The following is a 23,849-nucleotide window of genomic DNA, read 5'->3' as shown; positions in this document are numbered from 1 at the left end:
CGAGGTGCCCGTCGTGGGGGGACGACCCGACGTCGGCACGTCCCTAGGTTCGACTGCATGAGGACACCGACCAGGACGACGAAGAAGATCACCGCTCTCGTGACCACCGCGGTCCTGACCGCGACCGCGGTCTCGACCACGTCGGAGGCAGTCACCCGACCGCACGCCCCCGGCGCCGCGACCGTCTCCGACGGCGGCCGGCACCAGGACGCCTCGCTCCGGCACACGCTCCGGAAGGACGTCGCTCGCATCGTCGAGCAGGGAGCCCCGGGCGTCCTGGTCCAGGTCTCCACCCATCGCGGCACCATCAACGTCCGCGGCGGGTACGGCGACCAACGGGCCAGGACGCCGATGCCCCACGACGGCCACGTCCGGATCGCGAGCTTCACGAAGACCTTCGTCGCCGCGACCGTGCTCAAGCTGGTCGGCAAGGGTCGGCTCTCCCTCGACGACACCGTGGAGAAGTGGCTCCCCGGGCTGGTCCGTGGGAACGGCAACGACGGTCGGGACATCACCGTCCGGCAGCTGCTCAACCAGACCAGCGGCCTGCCCGACTACACCCAGCAGCTGCGGTGGCTGGCGTTCGAGAGCTTCTTCGACCACCGCTACGAGACCGTGACCCCGCGGCAGCAGCTCGAGCTGGCGCTGGCGCAGGAGGCGACCTTCGCCCCCGGCACCGGCTGGGGCTACTCCAACACCAACTACCTCCTCGCCGGACAGATCCTCGAGAAGGTGACGAGGCGGCCGTGGCAGGAGGCGGTGCGCACGCAGGTCGTCGAGCCCCTGGGCCTGCGCCACACCAGCTTCCCCTACGGCTCGCCCAGGATCCCCCAGCCGCACGCCCGCGGCTACAACCACTTCCTCCTCGAGAGCAGCAGCCTGGAGGACCCCGTCTTCGGCAAGCAGTACGACGTCACCGAGCTCAACTCGACCTGGGGCGGTGCCGCCGGCGAGATGATCAGCACCGCAGAGGACGGCAACACCTTCCTGCGGGCCCTGCTGAGCGGACGCCTGCTCGAGCCGGCGCAGCTGGCGGAGATGAAGAGGACCGTGCCGGTCGACGAGGACTTCGCCGCCGGCTGGCCCGGCGCCCGCTACGGCCTGGGCCTGATGCACGTCCCGACCTCCCACGGCGGGTACTGGGAGCACGGTGGGGACATCCAGGGCTTCATGACCCGCAACGGCGTCACGCCCGACGGGAGGCGCAGCGTGATGGTCTCGCTGAACACCGACACCCCCATGCCCGCGGCGGGTGTGACCCCCGTCGAGCACGACATCGCCCTCGATGTCATCGACCACGCGCTGTACCCCGACGACTGACCTGTCGGCGGACGGCGCCGCCATGACGTGCTCGACGGATGGCGACAATGCGCCCACGTGCAAGGATGGTGACACGTCGATGTGCGTCGACCGGATCGGAGGCGGTGATGCAGCGACCGCACCAGGTGGTGGTCCTCGTGCTCGACGGGGCGCTGCCGCTGGACGTCGGGATCCCGGCCGAGGTGTTCCACCCGGAGTCGGGGTTCCCCTACGAGGTGTCGGCCTGCGGGGTCACCGCCGGGACGGTGCCGTCCCACGGGGGCTTCGGCTACGCGGTCCCGCGCGGCCTGGAGGCACTGGCCGACGCGGACACGGTCGTCGTCCCGGGATACGCCCCGGCTGGCCGGCCGATACCGGCGGAGGTGTGCGAGGCACTCCGGAGCGCCGCGTCCCGCGGGGCACGCATCGCCTCGATCTGCTACGGCGCGTTCGCCCTCGCGGATGCCGGCCTGCTCGACGGCCTGCGGGCGACGACGCACTGGGACGCGGCGGACAAGCTCGCGCAGCTGCACCCGCAGGTCACGGTCGAGCCGAACGTGCTCTTCGTCGACGAGGGACCCATCCTCACCTCGGCGGGGGCCGCGGCCGGTCTCGACCTGTGCCTGCACATCGTCCGGCGCGACCTCGGGGTGAGCGCGGCGAACGAGATCGCCCGAGGACTCGTCACCGCGCCCTACCGGACCGGGGGGCAGGCCCAGTACCTGCCGAGGGCCAGCTCGGCAGCCCACGGCGAGACCCTCTCCGCGACACGCGAGTGGGCCCTGACGCGGCTCGACCAGCCGCTCACGATCGCCGGGCTCGCCGCCCACGCGCGGATGTCGCCCCGTACCTTCCTGCGCCGCTTCGCCGAGGAGACCGGCACCACCCCGCTGCAGTGGATCCTCCGGGCACGGGTCGACACCGCCCGCGAGCTCCTGGAGAGCACGACGCTGTCGGTCGACCGCATCGCCGACCAGGTCGGCCTGGGGACCGGCTCGAACCTCCGACTGCACTTCCGCCGGCTCCTGGACGTCTCCCCCTCGCAGTACCGCGCCACGTTCTCCGGGCGCGCCTGACCACCGCGATCAGCGCCCGCGCGGTGGGAGCGCTCCGGCTACGAGCGGCGAGGGGGCAGCGCGACGGTGTCGCCCGCCACGTCGATGGCGACCTTGCCGTGGAGTGCGTACGACTGCCTGTTCTCCAGGATCTCGTGAGCCTCGCCCACGCGTGCGAGCGGGAGGGTCGCGCCGATGACCGGCTTCACCAGACCGCGCTCGACCAGGGTGGTGAGCGCGTCCAGCTTTCCGCGGTTCTGCCGGGTGAAGACGAAGTGGTAGGCGGCGTTCCTGCCCCAGGCCTCGATGAGGTTCTGCGGCTGCGCGATGTCGACGATGCTGACGACGCGTCCGGCGTCGGCCAGCGCCAGCGGGCTCCGGGTGAGCGTGTCACCACCGATCGTGTCGAGGACGACGTCGACGCCCTGCCCCTGCGTCAGCTCGGCCACGGCCTCGACGTGGTCGGTCGTCGTGTAGTCGATCACCGCGTCGGCCCCGAGGGAGCGCACGAGCTCGTGGTCGCCGGCTCTGGCGGTGGTGATCACCCGGGCGCCGATCGCCCTCGCGACCTGGATCGCGATCGTGCCGACCCCGCCGGTGCCTCCGTGGACCAGGATCGTCTCCCCCACGGTGAGCTGGGCCCGGGTCACCAGGGCCTCCCAGACCGTCCCGCCGACGAGGGTCAGGCTCGCTGCCTCCAGGTGCGTGAGGTTCTGCGGCTTGCGGCCCACGAGGTCGACGTCGGCGACGTGCTGCTCGGCGTAGGAGCCGGGGCCGCCGAAGATCTGGGGCGTGTAGTAGACCTCGTCGCCGGCGCGGAACTCGGTCACGTGCGATCCGACCTCCTCGATCACGCCGGAGATGTCGTGCCCGGTGATCGCCGGGAGCGGCACGTGCTCCGGGTAGTCCCCGCGACGGATCTGGTAGTCGAGCGGGTTGACGGCGGTCGCGTGGACACGCACCCGTACCTGGCGGGGTTCGACGTGCGGTACGGGGACGTCGCGCAGCTCGAAGGCATCGGGCCCTCCGAACCTGGCGAGCACGACGGCCTTCATCTGTTCGGTCATATCGGCGTTCCTCATGGGGGTCTGGGTGCGACGACGCGCCGGGACCGGCGGTTCTCCCCCAGCGTCGTGTGCCTGACCCACGCCCACCAGTGGCAACAATGCCACTATCCGCGAGGATAGTGACACCCCGTCGCACCGCGGTCAGCGCGAGGAGCGGGGGCGTTCCCGCTCGCGGTCGCGTCCCGGCTTCTTCCCGCGCTCCTGCCGTGGCTCCGGCTCGGCCGGAGGCGCCGGTTTCACCTCCGGCATCACGATTCCGGTCACCCGGTCAGCCAGGTCGTCCGCCACCTCCCGGACCAACCCGGGCTGGGCAAGGAGCAGCCCCGCCACCGCGGCCGCCACGCCGAGCCGCACCAGGTCACCGCCGCCACGACCGGCGCGCCGCCGGGTGCGGCGGCGAGTCGGCAGCGGAGGCCAGGTCCGGGGAACGCCGCCTGGGCGGGGCAGGTGCAGCGCCTGGCGGTGTTCCTGGGACGGCGCCGAACCGCTCGGGGAGCGGGGACCGGCTGCGGCGGGAAGAGCGGCCCGGAGCCGGTGGCCCAGCTGGGCGACTCGCTGCGGGTGCAGGACCGGCGAGCCGCCCGACACCAGGGCCGCCAGGTCGTCGACGGGGCACACCGCAACCCCCTCGACGACGTCCCCACCGCGGACTCCCGCGTCCCCGGCGAAGCAGAGCACTGCTCGCACCGCGTGACGGTGCTCCGCCGGCACGACGTCCGCCACGGCGGCAGCCATGGCCCGGGACGCGTCGAGCGTCCGGTCCCCACGGCGTCCTCCTACCCGCACCACGCCGTCGCGCACGGTCACGGGCGCCGACCAGTTCTTGGTGTCGATCACGAAGATGCCCGCCGGGCCGACGCAGACGTGGTCGATGTTGGCGCGCGCCCGCCCGGGCCACACGACGTCGTGCAGCACCACCCACCCGGCAGGAAGCGCCTCCAGGGCGGCTGCCGTACGTCGCTCGCCCTCGACGCCACGCTCCCACCGCTCGGCGGACGCGTTCAGACGCCTGGCGCGCTCGCGCTGACGGTGCGCGATCGTGGCGGCGGACTCACCGGGCAGGGCCATGAACCCTAGGTCGGTTCCCGACGCGCGACACTTGAGGGCCACGGAGCCACTCTCCGTGCGTCCCTACATCGGCGCGTACTCGGCGAGCACCGCGCCGCCGGCTCCGATCACCTCGGTGGTGTGGTCCTGCAGGCCGCCCTCGCCCGGCACCCGGATCATCACGGCGTACGCGCCGCCGTCGCCGACCGGTCGCTCCACCACGGTGCCGTCGGTGAAGGTCACCCGGAGCGTCTCGGCGCGAGGATCGGTGAGGCCGGCACCCGTGTAGTACGACGCCGCCCCGCCGACGATGGACTTGTTGCTGCCGCCCGTGGTGGAGCCGGCGAGGTAGATCTCGCCGCGCCCGGTGCGGTGGACGTCGGTGAGGCCGGCGTCCCAGGTGGGCGAGGAGAGCGAGCACGCGAAGTGCTGGCCACCGCGGCGCAGCAGGGCGACCGTGACGTCGCTGTCGCCGTCGACGGCGACCACCTCGGCGTCCCGCAGGTCGACCCACGACTCGCCCCGCGTGAGGGAGGTGGAGCTCTCGGAGCAGAGCTCGGCAACGGCCCGGGGGCGGTCGGGGTCGACGGCGAACCGGGTGAACGGCACGTCCTGCTGCTCCTGCCCCTCCGCCGGGATGACGCAGAGCACCGGGTTGCTGCTGAACCTGCCGTCCGCGAGCTGGACGAGGTCACCGACGGCGTACGGCCGGTCGTGCGCGACCTCCCACTCCTGCGGGGTGTACATCGGGTAGGCGTAGAACTTCTGCAGCTGGGGCTCGCAGCGCCGCACGATCTCGGCGTCGCGCAGCCGGGCCGGCGCCGGCGGCGGCGCCGCCGTCGCGGTCGCGGCCGGCTGCGAGCGGTCCGGCTCCGCCGGCGTGCCGGTGTCGCCCTGCACGAGGGGGACGGCGAGGACGGCCGCGGCGGTCAGCGCGGACGCACCGACCAGCACGCCGCCGGTGCGGACCTGCCGTCGCCGTCGGCGCGCGGCGCGCGCCCGCTGCAGCAGCTCGACCGGGTCGGTGGCCACCGGGCGGTCCGCGTCGTCGGCGGCCCGGTCGAGACGGTCGTGGAGGTCGTGGAGGTCGTTCATCGGGGGCTCCTGGTGTCCGCGACGTCGTCGAGGAGCGGCCGGAGGGCCCGGAGCGCGTCGGAGGTCTGGCTCTTGACCGTTCCCTCCGAGCACCCCAGCACCCGAGCCGTCTCGGCGACGGACAGGTCGTGGTAGTAGCGCAGGACGACACAGGCGCGCCGCCTGGGTGACAGCGACGACAGGGCCCGCACCATCGCGTCGCGCTCGTCCGACGCCGTGGTCGGGTCGAGCACGCGCGTGTCGTGCTGCTCCTCGGTCGGCGTCTCCCGACGCCAGGGGCGCCGCGACTCGTCGATGAGGATGCGCACGGTGGTCCGCCGGGCGTAGGAGAGCAGGCCCTCTCGCCTCTCCACCCGACGCCAGGAGCGGTAGACCCGGATCAGCGCCTCCTGGGCGGCGTCCTCGGCACGGTGCCAGTCGCCGCAGGTGAGGTAGCCGGTCCGGCGGAGTCCGGGCAGCGACGCCGCGGCGAACTCGACGAACTCCTCGTCGTGGTCGCGCGCCATCTCGTTCCTCCCCGTCGTCCGGCTCGTCGTCACTACCCAGACGGAACTGGAGGGTCGTCGGGTTGGGCGCGCTCGAGGTGCGCGCCGGCTCGCCGTCGCCAGTGTCCCTCAGGCGTGCCGACACGTCACTTATCGATAACAGTTCTCGTTTGACATAAGGACTTGCGCATACGACCATCTGGACGTGGATCCAGCCGTCGAGCGGTACGCCGAGGTGGGTGAGCTCTTCGGAGCCCTCGCGTCGCCTGTGCGCGCGGCAGCTGTCCACCGACTGACCGAACGGGGACGCACCGTCACCGAGCTCGCCGACGAGCTCGGCATCTCACAGCCCCTGATGTCGCAGCACCTGCGGGTGCTGCGTGGAGCCCGGGTCGTGACCTCGACCCGGACCGGCCGGACGACCACGTACCGGTTGCTCGACGAGCACGTGGCACACGTGTTCCTCGACGCCTGGACCCACACAGAAGAGAGCCGACATGACTGAGCACGCCCTGGCCGAGAAGCACGCACACACCCATGGGCCCGGCTGCGGCCACGACGCCGTGGTGCACGAGGACCACGTCGACTACCTCCACGACGGGCACGTCCACCACGAGCACGACGGTCACTACGACGAGTGCACCCGGTGCCGGTGTGGTGACTGCCAGGACAGCTGCGCCACCTGCGTCTGCGCCACGTGCTCGTGCCCGACCTGCAACCACGCCGTGTGCTCCTGCGCGCACTGCGGCGGCGAGCCGTGCACCTCGTGCGTGTGTGCCGACTGCAGCTGCGCCACCTGCAAGCACGCCGCCTGAGGCGACGCCTGGCGGCCCGGTACGACGCGCGCGCCGCGTCGAGCCGCCAGGACATCTGTCCCGGTCGACCGACCACGCTTCGGCCCTGCCGGTCGGCTTCGCGCCCGCCTAGCGTCGTGCCGTCGCCCACGGTGGGCGAGGACGGAGGTGAGGGCGATGACCCTGCACGACACGACGCCGGCCGGGACGCGGCCCTGTCGACGACGCGAGGACCTGGCGGTGGCGGCGCTTGCCGCCGGCGCCGTGGCGCTCGGGTGGTGCGTGATCACCTGGGCGACCCCGGTCGACCTGACCGTCCGGTCGGGCTCCGGCACGCACGAGGTCGGACTGGTGTCGGTGGTGGTCACCGCCGTCGTCGTCACCGTCGCCGGCGCCGGGCTCCTGCACGCGCTGGAGCGACGTACCGCCCGCGGGCGCGTGCTCTGGACCTGGCTCGCGCTCACGCTGCTCGCCCTGTCGCTCGCCGGGCCCCTGACGGCGGAGACGATGTCGGGCGGTGCGTGCCTGGCGGCGCTGCACCTGGTCACGGGCGCGGTGGTCATCGGCGGGCTGGGACGCCGGCGCTGCGACGCCGGCACGACGGCCGCGTAGCGTGAGCGCGTGAGGAGCCGGCTCCGCGGGTCGTGGGGACGCAACGCGTCGGTGCTGGTCTGGACGCCCGTGCTCCTGCTCGGTCCGGTCCTCGACCTGCACGGCTCGACCGGGTCGGTCGCGTCGCAGGTCGCGACGATCCTGGTGATCGCCGCTTCGGCCGTGGCCGCGGCCGTGACCGGCGGACCGCCGTGGCGCAGCCGGTGGGCGCCCGTCGCGCTGACGACGCTGGTCGCGGCGACGGCCGCGAGCGCGGCGTACGAGAGCGCGCAGTGGCTGCCCACCTGGGTGCTGCTGGCCAACGCCCTGCCGTGCGCGCTCCGCGGACGCCGGCTCGTGGCCGCCGTACCGGCCACGGCCGCGGCGGCGATGTGGGCCGCCTGGGCGGTCGCGCCGCACGAGGCGAGCCGGGCGCTCACCCTGGGGTTCGTGGTCCTGCTCGCCGGCCTGGCCGCCTCGGCGTTCGCGGCGCTGATCGACACGATCTCGGAGCTGCGGCAGACCCGCCAGGAGCTGGCGCGGGTCGCCGTCGCCGAGGAGCGCGACCGGTTCTCGCGCGACCTCCACGACCTGCTCGGCCACACGTTGTCGGTGATGGTCGTCAAGGCACAGGCCGTACGCCGCCTGGCCACCGACGACCTGGACGCGGCCGTCGGCCACGCGGTGGACATCGAGCAGATCGGACGACGGGCCCTGGTCGACGTGCGGCAGGCGGTCGACGCGATGCGTGCGCCGAGCCTGACCGAGGAGCTCGACGGCGCCTGCCGCGCCCTCGACGCGGCCGGGATCGCCTCCAGCGTGGACCGGTCGGGCGTCGCGCTCGACGAGACCGCCGACGAGCTGCTCGCGTGGGTCGTGCGCGAGGGCGTCACCAACGTGCTCCGCCACTCCGGCGCCTCGACCTGCCGGATCTCGCTGGCCAGTACCGCGGGGCGGGTGGAGCTGAGGATCGTGGACGACGGCGTGGGCGCACCCGTGCCGCCGACGCTGCGCCGCGGTGGTCTCGAGGGGCTGGGCGAACGGCTCGCCGGGGGCGGCGGCGACCTGGCCGTCGTACCCCGCGACGACGGGTTCGAGCTCGTGGCGACCGTGCCCGGGGCGCGCGCGTGATCCGCGTGCTGCTCGCCGACGACCAGGCCATGATGCGCGGCGCCATCGCCGTGCTCCTCGACCTGGAGCCCGACATCGAGGTGGTGGGCCAGGTCTCCGACGGGACCGGCATCGTGCCCGCGGCGCTCGCGCTGCGGCCGGACGTCGCGCTGCTCGACATCGAGCTACCCGGTCGCTCGGGCCTGGAGGCTGCCGCCGACCTCGCCGCGCAGCTGCCGCAGTGCCGGGTGGTGATCGTGACGACCTTCGGCCGACCCGGGTACCTGCAACGGGCGATGGCGGCGGGCGCGGTCGGCTTCCTGGTCAAGGACGGCCCGGTCGAGGGGCTGGCCGAGGCGGTCCGGCAGGTCGTCGCGGGTCGCACCGTCATCGATCCCGAGCTCGCGGGTGCCGCGCTGCGGACCCCGCCCAGTCCCCTCACCCACCGCGAGCGGGACGTGCTGGCAGCGGCCGAGAGGGGGTCCACCGTGGCCGACATCGCCGCCCTGCTCCACCTCTCGCCGAGCACGGTGCGCAACTACCTCTCCGAGGCCATCGGCAAGACCGGTACCCGCAACAAGACCGAGGCGGCGCTGCTCGCGCGCCGGCAGGGCTGGCTCTGAGCAGGCGTCAGACGGGCGCCTCGGTGGGACTCACCGGCTCCGTCGACCCGGGCTGCGCGACCAGGGAGGCCAGCAACGCCAGCTTCTCGGCGTTCTCCGCACCTGGGGAGGCGTGGTAGAGCACCAGCACCAGACCGTCGCCGCCCTCGACGGCGAGCCGCTCCTTGTCCAGCGCCAGCGACCCCACCTGCGGGTGCTGCATCAGGGTCTGCGCACCCTCGCGCACGTGGACGTCGTGCCGGGCCCACAGCCGGCGGAACGCCTCGCTCGCCACCGACAGCTCGCCCACGAGCTGGACGACCCGCGGGTCGTGGGTGTCGGTGCCGACCGAGCGCCGGAAGCTCGCGACCATGAAGGCCATGGCCCGGTCGAAGTCGGGGCACAGGGCCTGCTCGGCGGGGTCGAGGAACATCGCGCGCATCCGGTTGTCACCGACGCGGAGGTTGGGGTTGACCGCGCGCGCCAGCGGGTTGGCGGCCAGCACGTCGAAGTGGCGGCTCTCGACGAACGCCGGCAGCCCGATCGTGTCGACCAGCCGCCCCACCCCGGCGGGCACGACCTCGCGCCGGCGTCGCTGGGGGCGCGGCCGCGCCGCGGGCACGGCGAGGCCCATCAGGTACGCCGTCGCCGTGTCGTCGAGCCGCAGCACCCGGGCCAACGACCCGAGCACCTGGACCGACGGGTTGTGGTCGCGGCCCTGCTCGAGCCGCAGGTAGTAGTCGGAGCTGATCCCCGCCAGCATCGCGACCTCCTCGCGCCGCAGTCCGGCGACGCGGCGCCGCGGTCCGAGGTCGGGCAGGCCCACGTCCTCGGGGCGGACCAGCTCGCGCCTGGCCCGGAGGTACTCCCCCAGCCTGTTGTCCGACCTGTCGTCGCTGCCCACCCCTCCAGGGTACGGCGGGACGTCCGCCCGTGACTGTCCCTGCGGGTCCCAGGACCACGGGGGCCCTGGCGGCGCGTCGCGGCGCCGCGCACCGTGGTGGCATGACCACGAACACCCTGCCCGGCGGCACGTTCACGCTCGCCGACGACCTCGTCCTGACCCGGTTCGGCTACGGCGCGATGCAGCTGGCCGGGCCCGGCGTCCTGGGTCCGCCGGCCGACCACGACGGCGCCGTCCGCGTCCTCCGCGACGTCCTCGACCTGGGCATCAGCCACATCGACACCGCCGACGCCTACGGCCCCCACGTCACCAACGAGCTGATCAGGGAGGCGCTGCACCCCTACCCCGGCTCGCTGCACGTCGTGACCAAGGTCGGCTCCGTGCGCGACGAGGAGGGCGGGTGGCCGCCGGCGCGTTCCCCCGAGCAGATCCGCGACGCCGTCCACGCCAACCTGGCGACCCTCGGGCTCGACGTCCTCGACGTCGTCAACCTCCGCGTCGGCAGCCCCATGGGCACGGAGCCGGGCTCGCTCGCCGAGCCCTTCGCCGCCCTCGCCGACCTGCAGCAGCAGGGACTGGTCCGCCACCTCGGCGTCAGCAACGTGACCCACGAGCAGGTGGCCGAGGCCAGGACGATCGCCCCCGTCGTGTGCGTCCAGAACTTCTACAACGTCGCCAACCGCCACGACGACGGGCTCGTCGACGCCCTCGCCGCCGACGGGATCGCCTACGTGCCGTTCTTCCCGCTCGGTGGCTTCAGCCCCGTGCAGTCCGACGTCCTGAGCGCCGTGGCCACCCGGCTCGGGGCCACACCGATGTCGGTCGCCCTCGCGTGGCTCCTCCAGCGCTCGCCCAACATCCTGCTGATCCCCGGTACGTCGTCAGCGACCCACCTGCGCGAGAACGTCGCCGGCGCGGGCCTCACCCTCTCCGCCGACGACGTCGCGCAGCTGGACTCGATCGCCGCCTCCTCGGGGTCGGTGCAGGCCTGAGGCCCTGCGCGCTGCAACCTTTGCGATCCGGGCTGCGTCTTGTCGTCGTACCCACCTGGACACGACACGGAAGAGAGCACGCGCATGCGCACCATCCCCACCCTGACGGCCACCCTCGCGACGGCCGCCCTGGCCCTGACCCTGACCGGCACGGCGTACGCCGACGGCACCACCCGCACCGACCCCGACGACAGCGCGCACGGCTCGGACCTCCTGTCCGTCAAGGTCGCCAACCGGCAGCAGAACCTGGTCGTCGTCACCACCCACGACGACCTGCGCCGCTCCTACACCAGCGGATCGGGCGGCATGGTCTACCTCGACACCGACCGGGACGACCGCGGACCGGAGTACGTGCTCGTGGGCGGCTGGTTCGTGGGCACCGACTACAGCCTCAACGAGACCGAGGGCTTCGGGGTCGCCCAGTGGGGCGAGCCGGTGGAGGGCAGCTACGAGGTGACCATCGACTACGTCCGCGACCGGGTCCGCGCCCGTATCGCACAGGGCGCCATCGGCGGCCCCGACGAGGTCCGGGTCGCGGTCCGCGCCTCGGGCCCGCAGGGCGACATCGACTGGGTCGGCAACCCGGCGAGCTTCACGCCCTGGGTCGCCCGCGGCTGACCACCGACGGGCCGCCGAGCCTCCGTGCTCGCGCCGACCTGGTGCCGGACGACGCACGAGCCCCGACCTCCGGAGAGGTCGGGGCTCGTGGTGCGAGCGGTGGGGCGCTCAGTACCGCGTGACGGTGAACGAGACCGCGGCGGTCTCGTAGTCGCGACCGCCCGGGGCGACGACGCGGTAGCGGATGCCACGGCGCGAGCCGGCGAAGACCTTGACGGCCACGCCACGGGCGTTGGTGCGGATGCGGTCGGTGGTCCGGAACTTGCCGGCCTTGCGGGTCTGGATCACCAGCGGCTTGTTGCCGTACTCGGGCCGCACGGCGAGCCGGAGGCGGGCGTTGCGGCCCGGCAGGTCCCGGACGCTGATGGTGCGCCGCGCCTTGGCCGCGAACGAGGCCGAGACCGGGGCCGAGGAGGACGCGACGGAGCCCACCTGGGTGGCGGACGACTCGGCGGCCTGGGCCGGCGCGGTGGGGAGGATCGCCGCGGAGAGCGGGGCGAGGGTGAGGGCTGTGGCGACCGCGAGGCCGCGCAGGATCTTGCGCATGGAGTGTCCGTTCCTAGAGATACAGGCGAGCGGGCGCCGGAGCGCCCGTTGTGGCACCCGGGACATACCTCGAACCGGGCCGTCCTAATCCTCCCAGACCGATCCGGGGGGCCGGCACACCACTGCCGGGGCCCGGTGGTCGCGGCCCGGCAGCCCCCGACGTGCGGTCAGGCGACCAGGTCGCGCAGCATCCGGTCGGACTCGCGCAACGCCTCGGTGTCGAACGTCGACGTGCTGGCCATCAGCTCGTCGGCGCCGGTGCGCTCGGCGACCTGCTCCAGGCGGCGGCGTACCCGACGGGGACTGCCGGCCACGGCGCGGTCGAGCGACGCCTCCACCCGGCTGCGCACCTGGTCCGGCCAGTGCTCGTCGCGGATGGTGCGCACCGCCCACAGCGGCGGGAACTCCCCGGTCCGACGCGACTGGGCCATCGCCCAGGCCTCCGGCAGCGCGAGCTCGCGCGCGGTCGCGTCGTCGTCGGCCACGGTCACGTCGAGGGACACCGTCACCGAGGGAGCACTCCCCTGCCACGGCCGGAAGGTGCGGCGGTAGTCGGACAGGGACCGGGACATCTCCTCGGAGAGGAGGTCGGGCCCGCCGACCACCACGGGCAGCCCCAGCCGGGCCGCCACCTCGACCCCGTGGCGGACGGCGAGCACGTGCATCGGGACGCCGCCGCCGACCACGGGTCGCGCCGTGACCTCGCTGGTGCCGGTGAGGAACCCGCGCAGCTCGCGGAGGTCGGCGTCGAAGTCGTCGGCGTCCTGGTCCTCGCGGCGCAGCGCCCGGCGTACCGGCGGGGTGAACCCGAGGGACCGACCGAGACCGAGGTCGACGCGGCCGGGGTACAGCGCCTCGAGCAGCAGGAACTGCTCCGCGACGACGAGCGGCTGGTGCAGCGGGAGCATCACGCCCCCGGAGCCGATCCGCATCCGCGTGGTCCGCGCCCCCAGCGCCGCCAGCAGCACCGGCGGCGCGCTCGACGCGATGCCCGGCACCGCGTGGTGCTCGGCCACCCAGAAGCGGTGGTAGCCCTGCTGCTCGGCGTCCACGGCGCGCGCCACGGTGGCGGCGAGCGCGGCGGCGTCGGACTGGCCGGCGCGGGTGCGGGAACGGTCGAGCAGGGAGAGCCTCACCCTGGGTCAACGGCGAGCGGTTCCAGGTCCTTCCCCGACAGCCGACGTTGCTAGGTTCGCGCGGTGGACGTGCGGGCGCTGGACCTGTCCGACGGCGTCGCCGTCGCGGCGGCGTACGCCGTCGAGTGCGCGGCGCACGCGGACGCGAGGGCCGGGTGGGTGCCGCTCGGCGAGGCCGCGCGGGTGGCCGGGTGGCGGGCGGCGGGCAGCTGGCGGTGGAACCTCCTCGGCGCCTACGACGCCGACGAGCTGGTCGGCGTCGCGTCGTGCGCCACGACCCGCGACACCCCCGACACCGCGTGGATCGACGTGTCCGTCCTCCCGGCACGGCAGGGCGATGGCGTGGGCTCGGCGCTGGTCGCCGCCGTCGAGGCGATCGCGCCCCCGGCGGTGCGGCGCACCGTCGCCCACGCGCACCGGCCGACGCCGGAGGCCGTCGAGCGGCTCGTCCGCCGTTTCGCCGCACCTCTGGGATACACGGTCGCCACCACCGAGACGGTCGTGGAGCTCGCCCTGGAGCACGCCCGGCTCGCAGCGGTGACGCCGTACGACGGGTACGCGGTCGAGACGTACGTCGACGGCGTCCCCGACCGCCTCCGATCCGAGGTCGGCGTGCTCAAGGGTCTCGTCGACGCGGAGGCCCCGAGCGGCGAGCTGGGCTGGCAGCCGACGCCGGTGTCGCCCGAGGAGTACGCCGACGAGCTGGCGACCTGGCAGCGCCAGGGACGCACGGTCGTCGAGTCCGTAGCCCTCGGTCCTGCCGGTGAGGTGGTCGCCTGGACCTGCGTGCTCGTGCCCGGCGACCGGTCGCGGGCCGCGCAGGTCGAGGGCACCCTGGTGCGGTCGGACCACCGCGGGAAGCGGCTCGGCACCGCGGTCAAGGTGGCCAACCTCCTGGCCGCGCAAGCCCGGGGCGCCGTCCGGGTGCGGACCAGCAGCGACGACGCGAACACCTGGATGCGCGCCATCAACGCCGAGCTCGGGTTCGTCCCCGTCGAGCTCGAGGTGGCCCTGCACCGGACGTTGCCCGGCCGCGGATCAGGCTGACGACGTCAGCCTGAGCGGGCGGGAGGGTGCCTGCCCCGGACCGGCCGTCCCCGCTGAGAGGATGACCCGCGTGCGTCGTGCCGTGGCCCCCCTCCTCGCCGTCACCGTGGCGCTGGTGCTCGCCGACTCCGCGGTCGTCACGCTGGCGCTGCCCGACATCATCGGCCACCTGGACGCCTCTGTCGGTCAGGTCGCGTGGGTGCTCATCGCGTTCAACCTGCTGCTGGGCGTGGCCGTGGTGCCGGCGGCTGCGCTGTTCTCCCGGGCCCAGCCGAGGTTGTACGGCGCAGCCGGCATCGCGGTGTTCGCCGGGGCCTCGGCGTGGTGCGCCCTCGCCGACTCGATCGAGGTGCTGATCGCGGCCCGGTGCGTGCAGGCGCTCGGCGGCGCGCTGGCGCTGGTGGGCTGCCTGGAGCTGCTCGTCGCGGCGTACGGCGAGCGCCGCGGCGTCGGCGCCTGGGTCACCGCCGGCGTCATCGGTACGGCGACGGGCCCGGTCGCGGGCGGGCTCCTCACCCAGGCCGTCTCGTGGCAGGCCATCTTCGTGGTGCAGGTGCCGTTCGCCGCCCTGGCCGTGCCGGCGGCGCTCGCCGTCCGGGCCGCCCCCGAGCAGCCCGCCGCCGACCGGCACCGCCCGGCCGTGCGCGCCAACCTCACCCTCGCCCTGCTCTCGGCCGCCCTGACGGCGGCCCTGTTCCTCCTGGTCCTGCTGCTGGTCGAGGGGTGGCGCCACTCCCCCGCCACCGCCGCCCTGACCGTGTCCGTCGTCCCGGTCGCGGCCCTCGCGGCCGCACCGCTCGCCCGGCTGCTGCGGGCACCGGCCCACGTCGAGACCGCGGTCGGCTGCTTCCTGGTCGCCGGCGGCCTGGTGGGCCTGGCGATCCCGCCGTCGGCCCACCTCGCCTGGAGCATCGCGCCGCAGGCCCTGGTGGGCCTCGGTCTCGGGCTCACCGTCGACCGGCTCACCGCGCAGGCCATGGAGCTGCGCCTCCCCCGGTCCCGGCACGCCGCCTGGACCATCGGCGCGCGCCACGTCGGCGTCGTCCTGGGCCTGGCGATCCTCACCCCGGTGTTCACCGCCGACCTGCTCGACGCCGAGGTGCCGGCCCAGGAGGCCATCACCGCCCTGGTGCTCGACGCGCCCCTGGAGCCGCAGGACAAGATCGCGATCGCCGAGTCGCTCGGCCGCGAGCTCGACGGCCAGCGCGGCCGGGTGCCCGACCTGCACCGCGCCTTCACGAGGCTCGACCTCGACCCCGAGGCGCGGCCCGCCGCGGCGCGGCTCGAGCGCGACCTCGACGTCCAGCTCGAGCGCGCCGCCACCCGGGCGTTCCGCGACTCGTTCCTGATCGGCGCAGGGCTCGCGCTGCTCGCGCTGCTCACCGTGGTGGCGCCCCGCGGGCGGAGGGCCGCATGAGCACCCTGCCGCGCTGGGTCGGGCTGCCGGTGCTCGCCGTGGTCCTGGTCAGCAGCGTGGTCGGGGTCCAGGTCGCCAACGGTGGCGGGACCTTCGAGCCCCTCCGGCCGGCCGACGCGTGCGCCGAGCGGACGGTGACGTCGCGCGCCGACGGCATCGACGGGCTGACCGAGCGTCTCGTGCTGCTCGGCATCGACGACGCCGCCTGCCGCCTGGGCGTCAGCCGCGAGGCGCTGACGCTCGACCTCGCCCAGACCGACGACCGGACGGACGCCGAGATCGACGCGCTGCGCGAGGGCCTGAGGTCCGCCGTCCGCGACATGGCCGACGACGGGTCGCTGCCGCCGGCGTCCGACCTGGTCGACGAAGCACTGGGCTCAGCCGACCTCAACGGCTTCCTGGAGGCCGCGATCAGGGCCCTGCCCGACTCGGTGGTCGACGGGGCGCTGAAGACCGACGACGTGCTGCTCCGGGCCATCGACGACCTCGACCTGCGTGAGCTCCTGGCCGACCTCGACGACCGGGCGGGTTTCGAGGCCCAGGTCGAGGCCGCGATCACCGAGGCCGTCAAGGACTCCCTGGCCGACCGGCTGCGCGACCTGCTCTGACGCCCAGGTGCGGCCGGGTCTCAGCTCCGGGGGAACAAGCCGTGCAGCAGGCCCCAGAGGACCGCCTGGGAGCGCGAGGTGACGCCGATCTTGCGGTAGGCGCCCTTGATGTGGCTCTTCGCCGTGTTGATGGCGACGGCGAGCTCGCCGGCGATCTCCTCGTTGCTGTGGCCGGCAGCGATCAGGCGCAGCACCTCGACCTCGCGGGGCGACAGGTCCTCGACGGTGGCGGCGCTCACCACGAACCGGTCTCGTGTGGTCTGCGGGAGCTGCGGCAGCTGCGGGAGCTGCGGCTCGAAGGCTGTGGTCATCGGGGACTTCCTCGTTCGTCGTGCTGGTGCCGGGCGGGGTGACCGCTCCACCGATGCCACGGATGAAGAAGAGACCTGTGAGGGGTCGCGCATGTGTCTGCATCGACCTTGCGACGGATCGGTCCGGAAAGCAACACACCACGGCGTTCCCGGGCCTCGTGGAGGGCGAATCACCCGTGGGAATGAGCGGTCCGCGCGCCGCAGAGCCCCGACTCCCTAGCCTGGGTGGCGTGCTGTCACCCGAAGCCGTCCTGACCCCGCTGGTCTCCGCGGCGATCGAGCGAGCGTTCGGTGCCGCCTTCCGCGGGGCCGACCCCGTGCTGCGCCCCAGCCAGTACGCCGATGTGCAGGTCAACGCCGCCCTGGCCCTCGCGCGCCGGCTCGGCCAGCCGCCGCGCGACGTCGCGGCGCAGGTCGTGGAGCACCTCGACGTCGACGGCGTGTGCGACCGTGTCGAGATCAGCGGACCGGGGTTCGTGAACCTGACCCTGAGCGACGCCTGGATCGGTGCCCAGGCCGCGGCCGCCGCTGCCGACCCACGCCTCGGCGTACCGGTCGAGGACCCGCAGACCGTGGTCATCGACTACTCGGCGCCCAACGTGGCCAAGGAGATGCACGTCGGCCACCTGCGCACGACCGTGGTCGGCGACTGCCTGGCGCGCACGCTGGAGCACCTCGGCCACCACGTGGTCCGCCAGAACCACATCGGCGACTGGGGCACGCCGTTCGGGATGCTCATCGAGCACCTGCGCGAGGTCGGGGAGGACTCCGACGACGCCCGGCTGGTCGAGACCGACCCGAGCCGCTTCTACCAGTCGGCGCGGGCGAAGTTCGACGGCGACGAGGAGTTCGCGGCACGTGCCCGGACGCGGGTCGTGGCCCTGCAGTCGGGCGACCCCGCCACCCGGGCGACCTGGACACGCCTGGTCGGCCTGTCGCGGCACTACTTCAACACCGTCTACGGCCGGCTCGGCGTCACCCTGACCGACGCCGACCTGGCCGGCGAGTCGACGTACGACGAAGACCTCGCGGCGGTCTGCGACGAGCTGGCCGCGGCGGGGATCGCCGTGGAGGACAACGGGGCGCTGTGCGTCTTCCTCGACGGCTACACCGGCCGCGAGGGCAAGCCGGTGCCGCTCATCGTGCGCAAGTCCGACGGCGGCTACGGCTACGCCACCACCGACCTCGCGACCGTGCGGCGCCGCGTCCGCGACCTCCGCGCCGACCGGATGCTCTACGTGATCGGCGCCCCGCAGGCCCTGCACCTCGAGATGGTCTGGGCCACCGCCGGCCTCGCGGGGTGGCTGCCGCCCGACGTCACCCCGGTGCACGTCCGCATCGGCAACGTCCTCGGCGAGGACCGCAAGATCCTGCGCACCCGCAGCGGCGCCCCGCTCCGCCTGCTCGCCCTGCTCGACGAGGCCGTCGCCGCCGCCCGCGCCGTCCTCGACGAGCACCGTGGCTCCCTCGACGAGGCGACCCGTGCGGCCGTCGCACCCCAGGTGGGCATGGCTGCGGTCAAGTACGCCGACCTGTCGGTCGCCCACGACAGCGAGTACGTCTTCGACCTCCAGCGCATGGTCGCGCCGGTCGGCAACACCGGGCCCTACGTCCAGTACGCCGCCGCCCGGGTCCGTTCGATCTTCCGCACCGGCGGGCTCGACCCCGCCGACCCCTCGGTCGCCTCGGCGCCCGTCCTCGTCGGACCGCCCGAGGAGCGCGAGCTGTGCCTGCGGCTGCTCGAGCTCGGACCCACCGTGGTCGACGTCGGCCGCCACCTCGAGCCGCACCGCCTGTGCGGCCACCTCTTCTCGGTGGCCCAGGCGTTCTCGGTCTTCTACGAGCAGTGCCCGGTGCTCGGCGCCGACGACCCGCAGGTGCGAGCCTCCCGCCTCGCCCTGTGCGCCCTGACCCTCCGCGTGCTCGTCACCGGGCTCGACCTGCTCGGCATCGAGTCGCCCGAGCAGATGTAGGCACCGGCGCCCACCCCCGGCGGCTCAGCCCTGGTCGTCGGCCTCGCCGGCGGCCGAGCGGGCCGGGGGGCCCTCCTCGCCGGTCGAGGGCGGACCCTCGGTGTGCGGCTCGTCCTCGTCGATGGCGGTCATGATCCGGGTGATCTCGGCCCGGTCGGCGGCCGAGGGCAGGGTCCACGACGGGTCGTAGCCGTAGATGTCGTCGAGCAACCGCCCGTGGGTCAGGGTCTCCAGGACCTCGACGTCGCGGGGTCCCAGGAGCGAGGGGTGCACGGCACCGCACGTCTCGGAGACCTTGAGCAGGTCGCGGCGCAGCGTGCGGATGTAGTTCGCGACCCGCTCACCCTTGAGGTCGGGGTCGAGCCCGCGCTCCAGCCACTTGTTCTGGGTGGCCACGCCGGTCGGGCAGTGGCCGGTGTGGCACTTCTGCGCCTGGATGCAGCCGACCGCCAGCATCGCCTCGCGGGCCACGCTGACCAGGTCGACACCGAGCGCGAACGCGACGATGGCGTTCTCGGGCAGCCCCAGCTTCCCGGCGCCGATGAAGGTGACCTGCTCGTGCAGGCCACGCTCGGCGAAGAGCCGGTAGACGCGGCTGAAGCCCAGCCGGAACGGCAGGGCGACGTGGTCGGCGAAGACCAGCGGGGCCGCCCCCGTGCCGCCCTCGCCGCCGTCGATGTTGACGTAGTCGACGCCGCGGTCGCCCGGCGCCATCGCCTCGACGAGGTCCTCCCAGAACTCCATGTCGCCCACCGCGGCCTTGATCCCGACCGGGAGGCCGGTCTCGTCACCGAGCATCTCGACGAAGTCGAGCATCGAGTCGACGTCGTCGAACTCGGCGTGCCGCGACGGGCTCAGGCAGTCGACCCAGGGCTCGATGCCGCGGGTCCGGGCGATCTCGGGGGTCACCTTGGGGCCGGGCAGGACGCCGCCGAGCCCGGGCTTGGCGCCCTGGCTGAGCTTGACCTCCAGCGCCTTGACCGGCGCGGAGGCGATGGTCTCCTTGAGCCGCTCCAGGCTGAAGCTGCCGTTGTCGTCGCGGCACCCGAAGTACGCCGTCCCGATCTGGAACGTCAGGTCGCCGCCCTGGCGGTGGTGCTCGGAGATGGCGCCCTCGCCGGTGTTGTGCAGGCAGCCCGCGGCCGCGGCCCCGCGGTTGAGCGCCTGGATCGCGTTGCCGGACAACGACCCGAAGCTCATCGCCGAGATGTTGACGACCGACGCCGGGCGGAAGGCGTGACGACGTCCGCGCGGACCGCCGAGCACCTTGGCGCCCGGCAGCTGCGACTGCTGGCCGACGCGGCCGTGGGTCGGGCTGGCGTCGGAGAACGTGCGGTGCCGCACGATCACGTTGCCGCTGCTGTGCTCGAGGTCGTTGTCGGTGCCGAAGCCGAAGTAGTTGTTCTCGAGCTTGGACGAGGCGTAGATCCACCGCCGCTGGTCGCGGCTGAAGGGCCGCTCCTCGTCGTTGGAGGTCACGATGTACTGGCGCAGCTCGGGACCGACCCGCTCGAGCAGGAACCTCCCGTGACCCACGATCGGGTAGTTGCGCAGGATCGCGTGCTTGCGCTGCGTGAGGTCGCGCACCGCGATCGCACCGACCGCACCGACGGCCGCCGCCGGCACCCCCATCCACCACCGCTTGCTCACGTGTGTCTCCCCTTCGTCGGCCCCACTCGTTGCCAGACACCTTGGCACGTCCCGGCCCCCACCGACGCTGACCCGTCGCATCGTTGCGACGGGTCACCACGGAATTGACGCTGACCCGTCGCATCGTTGCGACGGGTCACCCCGGAAATGACGCTGACCCGTCGCATCGTTGCGACGGGTCAGCGAGAAATCCGCGCTGACCCGTCGTACATGTACGACGGGTCAGCGTGGGGGGTCAGCGGCGGACGCGGGCGCTGCCGCCGCCGGCGAGGGCGACGACCTCGGCGCGGGAGGCCATGGAGGTGTCGCCGGGGGTGGTCATGGCGAGGGCGCCGTGGGCGGCGCCGAGCTCGAGGCAGTGCTGGAGCTCGGCCCCGGACAGCAGCCCGTAGACCAGGCCCGAGGCGAACCCGTCGCCGCCGCCCACCCGGTCGTAGATCGCCAGGTGGTCGCGCGGGGCCGACTGCAGCACCCCGGTCTCGGGCGACCAGGCGATGGCCTGCCAGTCGTTGTCGCTGGCGGTGTGCACGGTGCGCAGGGTGGTGGCGATGACCGAGAGCCACGGCATCTTCTCGGCGACGGTGCCGACCATGGCCGCGAAGCTGTCCATCGGCAGCGTCCGGAGGTCCTCGTCGACGTGCTCGACGTCGAAGCCGAGGGCTGCGGTGAAGTCCTCCTCGTTGCCGATCATCACGTCGACGTGGCCGGCGAGCCGGGTGTTGACGTCGCGCGCGAAGTCGGTGCCGCCGATGCCGGCCCACAGGCTGGGGCGGTAGTTGAGGTCGAAGGAGACCACGGTGCCGTGCTTCTGCGCGGCGGCCATCGCCTCCTCGGCGACGGCGGCGGCGTTCTCGGACAGGGCGGCGTAGATGCCACCGGTGTGCAACCAGCGCACGCCGCGCCGGCCGAACAGGTCGTCCCAGTCGATCGTGCCCGGCGTCATCTGGGCGATCGCGGTGTGGGCGCGGTCGGAGACGCCGACGGCGCCGCGCACGCCGAACCCACGCTCGGTGAAGTTGAGCCCGTTGCGCACGGTGCGGCCGATGCCGTCGTACTCCTCCCAGCGGATCAGCGAGGTGTCGACACCGCCCTGCATGATCAGGTTCTCGACCAGCCGGCCGATCTCGTTGTCGGCGAGCGCGGTGACCACGCCGGCCCGCAGGCCGAAGACCTTGCGCATGCCGCGGGCGACGTTGTACTCCCCGCCGCCCTCCCAGGCCTCGAACCGGCGCGCGGTGCGCACCCGGCCCTCACCCGGGTCGAGCCGCAGCATGACCTCTCCGAGCGCGACGATGTCGAGCTCGCACTCCTCGACGGGACGGACCTGCTTCATGCGGGGGCTCCTTGCGGGACGGGCGGGACGGGGGCGGGCTCGACGACGCCGACCGTGGCGGCGCAGCGTGCGGTCACCTCGCCCCACTGCCCCGAGGCGAGCAGGTCGGGAGCGACCATCCAGCTGCCGCCGACGGCGGCGACGGCGCGGTGGGCCAGGTAGGCCGGCGCGCTCTCGGCGGTGATCCCACCGGTGGGGACGAAGCGGACCTGGGGGAACGCCGCGGACAGGGCCTTGACCGTGGCCAGTCCCCCGCACGCCTCCGCCGGGAAGAACTTGACCGTGTCGAGTCCCAGGTCGAGCGCGTGGATGATCTCCGAGGCGGTGCTGACCCCCGGGAAGACCGGCAGCCCGAGCGCCTGGCAACGGAGCACGACGGCGTCGCTGAGTCCGGGCGAGACGACGAACCGGGCCCCGGCGTCGTGAGCCTGGTCGACCTGGTCGGCGGTGATCACCGTGCCGGCGCCGACCAGCAGGTCAGGACGCTGGGCGAGCTGCCGCAGGACAGCGGCCGCCCCGGGCGTGCGGAACGTCGCCTCGGCGACCGGCAGACCGCCGGCGACCAGGGCGGCGCCCAGGTCGTCGGCCTTGCCGGGGTCGTCGAGCACGACCACCGGGACGACCCGGTGGCCCTGGAGGACATCGACCATCAGCGCAGCTCGGCGATGACGGTCTTGAGCTCGGTGTAGTCGTCGAGACCGAACGACCCGAGCTCGCGGCCCCACCCGGACTGCTTGAAGCCACCGCGCGGGAGCGTGACGTCGTCGGCGTGCCAGGTGTTGAGCCACACCGTGCCGGCGCGCAGCTTGGAACCGACCCGGTGGGCGGTGCCGAGGTCGCCCGACCAGACGCCGGCCGCGAGGCCGTAGACGGTGTTGTTGGCGGCCGCGACGACCTCGTCCTCGGTGTCGAACGGGATCGCCGTGACCACCGGGCCGAAGATCTCGTCGGTCTGGATCGCCATCTGCTCGGTGACACCGGTGATCAGGGTCGGCGCGAAGAAGTAGCCGCGGTCGGCCGCGGGCTCCCCGCTGCCGGCGTTGAGCGTCGCACCGTCGGCGATGGCGCCGCGCACGTAGCCGATGACCTTCTCGTGCTGCTCCTGCGAGACGAGCGGGCCCATGGTCGTGGCCGGGTCGAGCCCGTTGCCGACGGTGATCTGGCGCGCCGCGGCGGCGACGCCCTCGACGACCTGGTCGAAGACGGAGCGCTGGACGTAGAGGCGCGAGCCGTTGACGCAGCACTGGCCCTCGTTGAAGTAGCCGGCCAGGGCGGCCCCGGCGATCGCCGCGTCGAGGTCGGCGTCGGCGAAGATGATGTTGGGCGCCTTGCCGCCGAGCTCGAGCGAGACCTTCTTGAGGTTGCGCGAGGCGCCGGCCGCGATCTTCTTGCCGACCTCGGTGCTGCCGGTGAAGGCGACCTTGTCGACGTCGGCGTGGTCGACCAGCGCGGCACCGGCGTCACCGAAGCCCGGCAGCACGTTGACGACGCCGGCGGGCAGGCCCGCGTCGAGCAGCAGCTGGCCGAGCCGCAGCGCGGTCAGCGGGGTCTGCTCGGCCGGCTTGAGGACGACGGTGTTGCCCGCGGTGATGGACGGGACGATCTTGAAGCAGGCCATGGTCAGCGGGAAGTTCCACGGCACGATGCCGGCGACGACGCCGATCGCCTCGCGGCGGGTGTAGGCGTGGAACTCACGGCCGGGCACCGACATCGGGATGGTGGTGCCCTCCATCTTGGTGGCCCACCCCGCGAAGTAGCGGAACAGCTCGGCCGCGACCCCGACGTCGCCCCGCGCCGACTCCAGGCTCTTGCCGTTGTCGAGCGACTCGAGCTGGGCGAACTCCTCGGACTGCTCGTCGATCAGGTCGCCGATGCGCCACAGCAGGTGCGAGCGCTCGCGCGGGGTGAACCGCGACCACGGGGACGGGGACTCGAACGCCTTGCGGGCCGCCTGGACGGCGCGGTCGGCGTCGACGGCGGAGGCCTGGGCGACCTGGACCAGGACCTCCTCGGTGGCGGGGTTGACGGTGTCGAAGCGCTTGCCGTCGGCCGCGTCGACCCACTCCCCGCCGATGAGCAGCTGCTTCGGGGAGGAGAGGAACTCGCGGACGGCGGGCAGGAGGTCGGTGCGGTCAGTGGTGACGGTCATGGGTGGGCCTTCCAGATGAC

25 protein-coding genes are annotated in these 23,849 nt (G+C 73.6%); 13 read left to right on the top strand and 12 right to left on the bottom strand.

Annotation, left to right across the window (positions count from 1 at the left end; genetic code table 11):
- The first annotated feature begins 57 nt into the window (after nucleotides 1-57).
- Both AC4MBH_RS10380 and AC4MBH_RS10375 read left to right on the top strand, forming a co-directional pair.
- Nucleotides 58-1,320 carry a serine hydrolase domain-containing protein gene (locus tag AC4MBH_RS10380; RefSeq protein WP_491794779.1) on the top strand — a complete coding sequence of 421 codons (1,263 nt, stop codon included), beginning with the start codon at nucleotides 58-60 and terminating at the stop codon, nucleotides 1,318-1,320.
- A 107-nt stretch (nucleotides 1,321-1,427) separates the two neighbouring features.
- Entirely contained in the window at nucleotides 1,428-2,375 is a 948-nt protein-coding gene (locus AC4MBH_RS10375; protein WP_491794778.1) for a GlxA family transcriptional regulator, read from the top strand.
- A gap of 38 nt (nucleotides 2,376-2,413) precedes the next feature.
- Here AC4MBH_RS10375 and AC4MBH_RS10370 read toward each other — a convergent pair whose 3' ends face one another.
- The 4 genes from AC4MBH_RS10370 to AC4MBH_RS10355 all read right to left on the bottom strand — a co-directional run bounded on the left by AC4MBH_RS10370 (nucleotide 2,414) and on the right by AC4MBH_RS10355 (nucleotide 6,069).
- Entirely contained in the window at nucleotides 2,414-3,421 is a 1,008-nt protein-coding gene (locus AC4MBH_RS10370; protein WP_491794777.1) for a zinc-dependent alcohol dehydrogenase family protein, read from the bottom strand.
- 141 nt (nucleotides 3,422-3,562) lie between these two features.
- Nucleotides 3,563-4,489 (bottom strand): nuclease-related domain-containing protein, encoded by a 927-nt coding sequence (locus tag AC4MBH_RS10365; RefSeq protein ID WP_491794776.1) that lies wholly within the window; start codon nucleotides 4,487-4,489, stop codon nucleotides 3,563-3,565.
- Between the two features lie 63 nt (nucleotides 4,490-4,552).
- The gene (locus tag AC4MBH_RS10360) at nucleotides 4,553-5,563 is read right to left on the bottom strand and encodes a hypothetical protein (protein ID WP_491794775.1); all 1,011 of its coding nucleotides are present in this window, start codon (nucleotides 5,561-5,563) and stop codon (nucleotides 4,553-4,555) included.
- A complete protein-coding gene (locus tag AC4MBH_RS10355; protein ID WP_491794774.1) occupies nucleotides 5,560-6,069 on the bottom strand; it encodes a SigE family RNA polymerase sigma factor in 510 nt (169 codons plus the stop codon). The genes AC4MBH_RS10360 and AC4MBH_RS10355 overlap by 4 nt, the downstream gene beginning before the upstream one ends.
- 184 nt (nucleotides 6,070-6,253) lie before the next feature.
- Here AC4MBH_RS10355 and AC4MBH_RS10350 point away from each other — a divergent pair, with 184 nt between their 5' ends.
- The 5 genes from AC4MBH_RS10350 (at nucleotide 6,254) to AC4MBH_RS10330 (ending at nucleotide 9,166) form a co-directional block, all read left to right on the top strand.
- Nucleotides 6,254-6,553, top strand: coding sequence for an ArsR/SmtB family transcription factor (locus AC4MBH_RS10350; RefSeq protein WP_491794773.1), 300 nt, complete (start codon nucleotides 6,254-6,256; stop codon nucleotides 6,551-6,553).
- The gene (locus AC4MBH_RS10345; RefSeq protein ID WP_491794772.1) at nucleotides 6,546-6,863 is read left to right on the top strand and encodes a hypothetical protein; all 318 of its coding nucleotides are present in this window, start codon (nucleotides 6,546-6,548) and stop codon (nucleotides 6,861-6,863) included. Before AC4MBH_RS10350 ends, AC4MBH_RS10345 begins: the two co-directional genes overlap by 8 nt.
- A 156-nt stretch (nucleotides 6,864-7,019) precedes the next feature.
- Complete coding sequence (locus AC4MBH_RS10340; protein ID WP_491794771.1) at nucleotides 7,020-7,454, top strand: DUF6069 family protein; 435 nt, start codon at nucleotides 7,020-7,022, stop codon at nucleotides 7,452-7,454.
- 9 nt (nucleotides 7,455-7,463) lie between these two features.
- Nucleotides 7,464-8,564 (top strand): sensor histidine kinase, encoded by a 1,101-nt coding sequence (locus AC4MBH_RS10335; RefSeq protein ID WP_491794770.1) that lies wholly within the window; start codon nucleotides 7,464-7,466, stop codon nucleotides 8,562-8,564.
- Complete coding sequence (locus tag AC4MBH_RS10330) at nucleotides 8,561-9,166, top strand: response regulator transcription factor (protein ID WP_491794769.1); 606 nt, start codon at nucleotides 8,561-8,563, stop codon at nucleotides 9,164-9,166. The genes AC4MBH_RS10335 and AC4MBH_RS10330 overlap by 4 nt, the downstream gene beginning before the upstream one ends.
- 7 nt (nucleotides 9,167-9,173) lie before the next feature.
- Here the strand turns inward: AC4MBH_RS10330 and AC4MBH_RS10325 are convergent, their stop codons facing one another.
- Nucleotides 9,174-10,049, bottom strand: coding sequence for a helix-turn-helix transcriptional regulator (locus tag AC4MBH_RS10325; RefSeq protein WP_491794768.1), 876 nt, complete (start codon nucleotides 10,047-10,049; stop codon nucleotides 9,174-9,176).
- Nucleotides 10,050-10,150: 101 nt separating this feature from the next.
- Here AC4MBH_RS10325 and AC4MBH_RS10320 point away from each other — a divergent pair, with 101 nt between their 5' ends.
- Nucleotides 10,151-11,041, top strand: coding sequence for an oxidoreductase (locus AC4MBH_RS10320; RefSeq protein WP_491794767.1), 891 nt, complete (start codon nucleotides 10,151-10,153; stop codon nucleotides 11,039-11,041).
- An 84-nt stretch (nucleotides 11,042-11,125) separates the two neighbouring features.
- Complete coding sequence (locus tag AC4MBH_RS10315) at nucleotides 11,126-11,659, top strand: hypothetical protein (protein WP_491794766.1); 534 nt, start codon at nucleotides 11,126-11,128, stop codon at nucleotides 11,657-11,659.
- A gap of 108 nt (nucleotides 11,660-11,767) precedes the next feature.
- On the opposite strand, the gene AC4MBH_RS10310 is transcribed toward AC4MBH_RS10315, so the two are convergent.
- Complete coding sequence (locus AC4MBH_RS10310) at nucleotides 11,768-12,205, bottom strand: hypothetical protein (protein ID WP_491794765.1); 438 nt, start codon at nucleotides 12,203-12,205, stop codon at nucleotides 11,768-11,770.
- Between the two features lie 167 nt (nucleotides 12,206-12,372).
- On the bottom strand, nucleotides 12,373-13,341 hold the full coding sequence (locus AC4MBH_RS10305) for an MsnO8 family LLM class oxidoreductase (RefSeq protein ID WP_491794764.1): 969 nt from the start codon (nucleotides 13,339-13,341) through the stop codon (nucleotides 12,373-12,375).
- A 63-nt stretch (nucleotides 13,342-13,404) separates the two neighbouring features.
- Here AC4MBH_RS10305 and AC4MBH_RS10300 point away from each other — a divergent pair, with 63 nt between their 5' ends.
- The 3 genes from AC4MBH_RS10300 to AC4MBH_RS10290 all read left to right on the top strand — a co-directional run bounded on the left by AC4MBH_RS10300 (nucleotide 13,405) and on the right by AC4MBH_RS10290 (nucleotide 16,413).
- Entirely contained in the window at nucleotides 13,405-14,388 is a 984-nt protein-coding gene (locus AC4MBH_RS10300) for a GNAT family N-acetyltransferase (RefSeq protein WP_491794763.1), read from the top strand.
- A 70-nt stretch (nucleotides 14,389-14,458) separates the two neighbouring features.
- Nucleotides 14,459-15,805, top strand: a complete 1,347-nt coding sequence (locus tag AC4MBH_RS10295) for an MFS transporter (RefSeq protein WP_491794762.1) — start codon at nucleotides 14,459-14,461, stop codon at nucleotides 15,803-15,805.
- Entirely contained in the window at nucleotides 15,802-16,413 is a 612-nt protein-coding gene (locus AC4MBH_RS10290; RefSeq protein ID WP_491794761.1) for a hypothetical protein, read from the top strand. Before AC4MBH_RS10295 ends, AC4MBH_RS10290 begins: the two co-directional genes overlap by 4 nt.
- Nucleotides 16,414-16,433: 20 nt before the next feature.
- Here the strand turns inward: AC4MBH_RS10290 and AC4MBH_RS10285 are convergent, their stop codons facing one another.
- Nucleotides 16,434-16,724: a response regulator transcription factor gene (locus AC4MBH_RS10285; protein WP_491794760.1), complete on the bottom strand. Its 291-nt coding sequence runs from the start codon at nucleotides 16,722-16,724 to the stop codon at nucleotides 16,434-16,436.
- Between the two features lie 230 nt (nucleotides 16,725-16,954).
- On the opposite strand from AC4MBH_RS10285, the gene argS reads away from it, so the two are divergent.
- Nucleotides 16,955-18,697: an arginine--tRNA ligase gene (argS, locus tag AC4MBH_RS10280; protein WP_491794759.1), complete on the top strand. Its 1,743-nt coding sequence runs from the start codon at nucleotides 16,955-16,957 to the stop codon at nucleotides 18,695-18,697.
- Between the two features lie 24 nt (nucleotides 18,698-18,721).
- Here the strand turns inward: argS and AC4MBH_RS10275 are convergent, their stop codons facing one another.
- The 4 genes from AC4MBH_RS10275 to AC4MBH_RS10260 form a co-directional block, all read right to left on the bottom strand.
- Nucleotides 18,722-20,347, bottom strand: coding sequence for an FMN-binding glutamate synthase family protein (locus AC4MBH_RS10275; RefSeq protein ID WP_491794758.1), 1,626 nt, complete (start codon nucleotides 20,345-20,347; stop codon nucleotides 18,722-18,724).
- Between the two features lie 235 nt (nucleotides 20,348-20,582).
- Complete coding sequence (locus tag AC4MBH_RS10270; RefSeq protein ID WP_491794757.1) at nucleotides 20,583-21,680, bottom strand: sugar kinase; 1,098 nt, start codon at nucleotides 21,678-21,680, stop codon at nucleotides 20,583-20,585.
- Nucleotides 21,677-22,330 carry a bifunctional 4-hydroxy-2-oxoglutarate aldolase/2-dehydro-3-deoxy-phosphogluconate aldolase gene (gene eda, locus AC4MBH_RS10265; protein WP_491794756.1) on the bottom strand — a complete coding sequence of 218 codons (654 nt, stop codon included), beginning with the start codon at nucleotides 22,328-22,330 and terminating at the stop codon, nucleotides 21,677-21,679. The genes AC4MBH_RS10270 and eda overlap by 4 nt, the downstream gene beginning before the upstream one ends.
- Complete coding sequence (locus AC4MBH_RS10260) at nucleotides 22,330-23,829, bottom strand: aldehyde dehydrogenase family protein (RefSeq protein ID WP_491794755.1); 1,500 nt, start codon at nucleotides 23,827-23,829, stop codon at nucleotides 22,330-22,332. Before AC4MBH_RS10260 ends, eda begins: the two co-directional genes overlap by 1 nt.
- Between the last annotated feature and the right edge of the window lie 20 nt (nucleotides 23,830-23,849).

The sequence above is a fragment of the Nocardioides sp. WJ219 genome (genome assembly GCF_058559815.1).
Note: the sequence above shows the minus strand (reverse complement) of the source record. Positions and strands in the feature narration are given on the sequence as shown.

Excerpts from the sequence above, each read along its gene's own strand:
- AC4MBH_RS10320 (WP_491794767.1), top strand. The coding sequence starts at position 10,151 with ATGACCACGAACACCCTGCCCGGCGGCACGTTCACGCTCGCCGACGAC.
- AC4MBH_RS10340 (WP_491794771.1), top strand. The coding sequence starts at position 7,020 with ATGACCCTGCACGACACGACGCCGGCCGGGACGCGGCCCTGTCGACGA.
- eda (WP_491794756.1), bottom strand. The coding sequence starts at position 22,330 with ATGGTCGATGTCCTCCAGGGCCACCGGGTCGTCCCGGTGGTCGTGCTC.
- AC4MBH_RS10290 (WP_491794761.1), top strand. The coding sequence starts at position 15,802 with ATGAGCACCCTGCCGCGCTGGGTCGGGCTGCCGGTGCTCGCCGTGGTC.
- AC4MBH_RS10360 (WP_491794775.1), bottom strand. The coding sequence starts at position 5,563 with ATGAACGACCTCCACGACCTCCACGACCGTCTCGACCGGGCCGCCGAC.
- AC4MBH_RS10285 (WP_491794760.1), bottom strand. The coding sequence starts at position 16,724 with ATGACCACAGCCTTCGAGCCGCAGCTCCCGCAGCTGCCGCAGCTCCCG.
- AC4MBH_RS10345 (WP_491794772.1), top strand. The coding sequence starts at position 6,546 with ATGACTGAGCACGCCCTGGCCGAGAAGCACGCACACACCCATGGGCCC.
- AC4MBH_RS10380 (WP_491794779.1), top strand. The coding sequence starts at position 58 with ATGAGGACACCGACCAGGACGACGAAGAAGATCACCGCTCTCGTGACC.
- AC4MBH_RS10260 (WP_491794755.1), bottom strand. The coding sequence starts at position 23,829 with ATGACCGTCACCACTGACCGCACCGACCTCCTGCCCGCCGTCCGCGAG.
- AC4MBH_RS10310 (WP_491794765.1), bottom strand. The coding sequence starts at position 12,205 with ATGCGCAAGATCCTGCGCGGCCTCGCGGTCGCCACAGCCCTCACCCTC.
- AC4MBH_RS10270 (WP_491794757.1), bottom strand. The coding sequence starts at position 21,680 with ATGAAGCAGGTCCGTCCCGTCGAGGAGTGCGAGCTCGACATCGTCGCG.
- AC4MBH_RS10370 (WP_491794777.1), bottom strand. The coding sequence starts at position 3,421 with ATGACCGAACAGATGAAGGCCGTCGTGCTCGCCAGGTTCGGAGGGCCC.
- AC4MBH_RS10365 (WP_491794776.1), bottom strand. The coding sequence starts at position 4,489 with ATGGCCCTGCCCGGTGAGTCCGCCGCCACGATCGCGCACCGTCAGCGC.
- AC4MBH_RS10315 (WP_491794766.1), top strand. The coding sequence starts at position 11,126 with ATGCGCACCATCCCCACCCTGACGGCCACCCTCGCGACGGCCGCCCTG.
- AC4MBH_RS10355 (WP_491794774.1), bottom strand. The coding sequence starts at position 6,069 with ATGGCGCGCGACCACGACGAGGAGTTCGTCGAGTTCGCCGCGGCGTCG.
- AC4MBH_RS10375 (WP_491794778.1), top strand. The coding sequence starts at position 1,428 with ATGCAGCGACCGCACCAGGTGGTGGTCCTCGTGCTCGACGGGGCGCTG.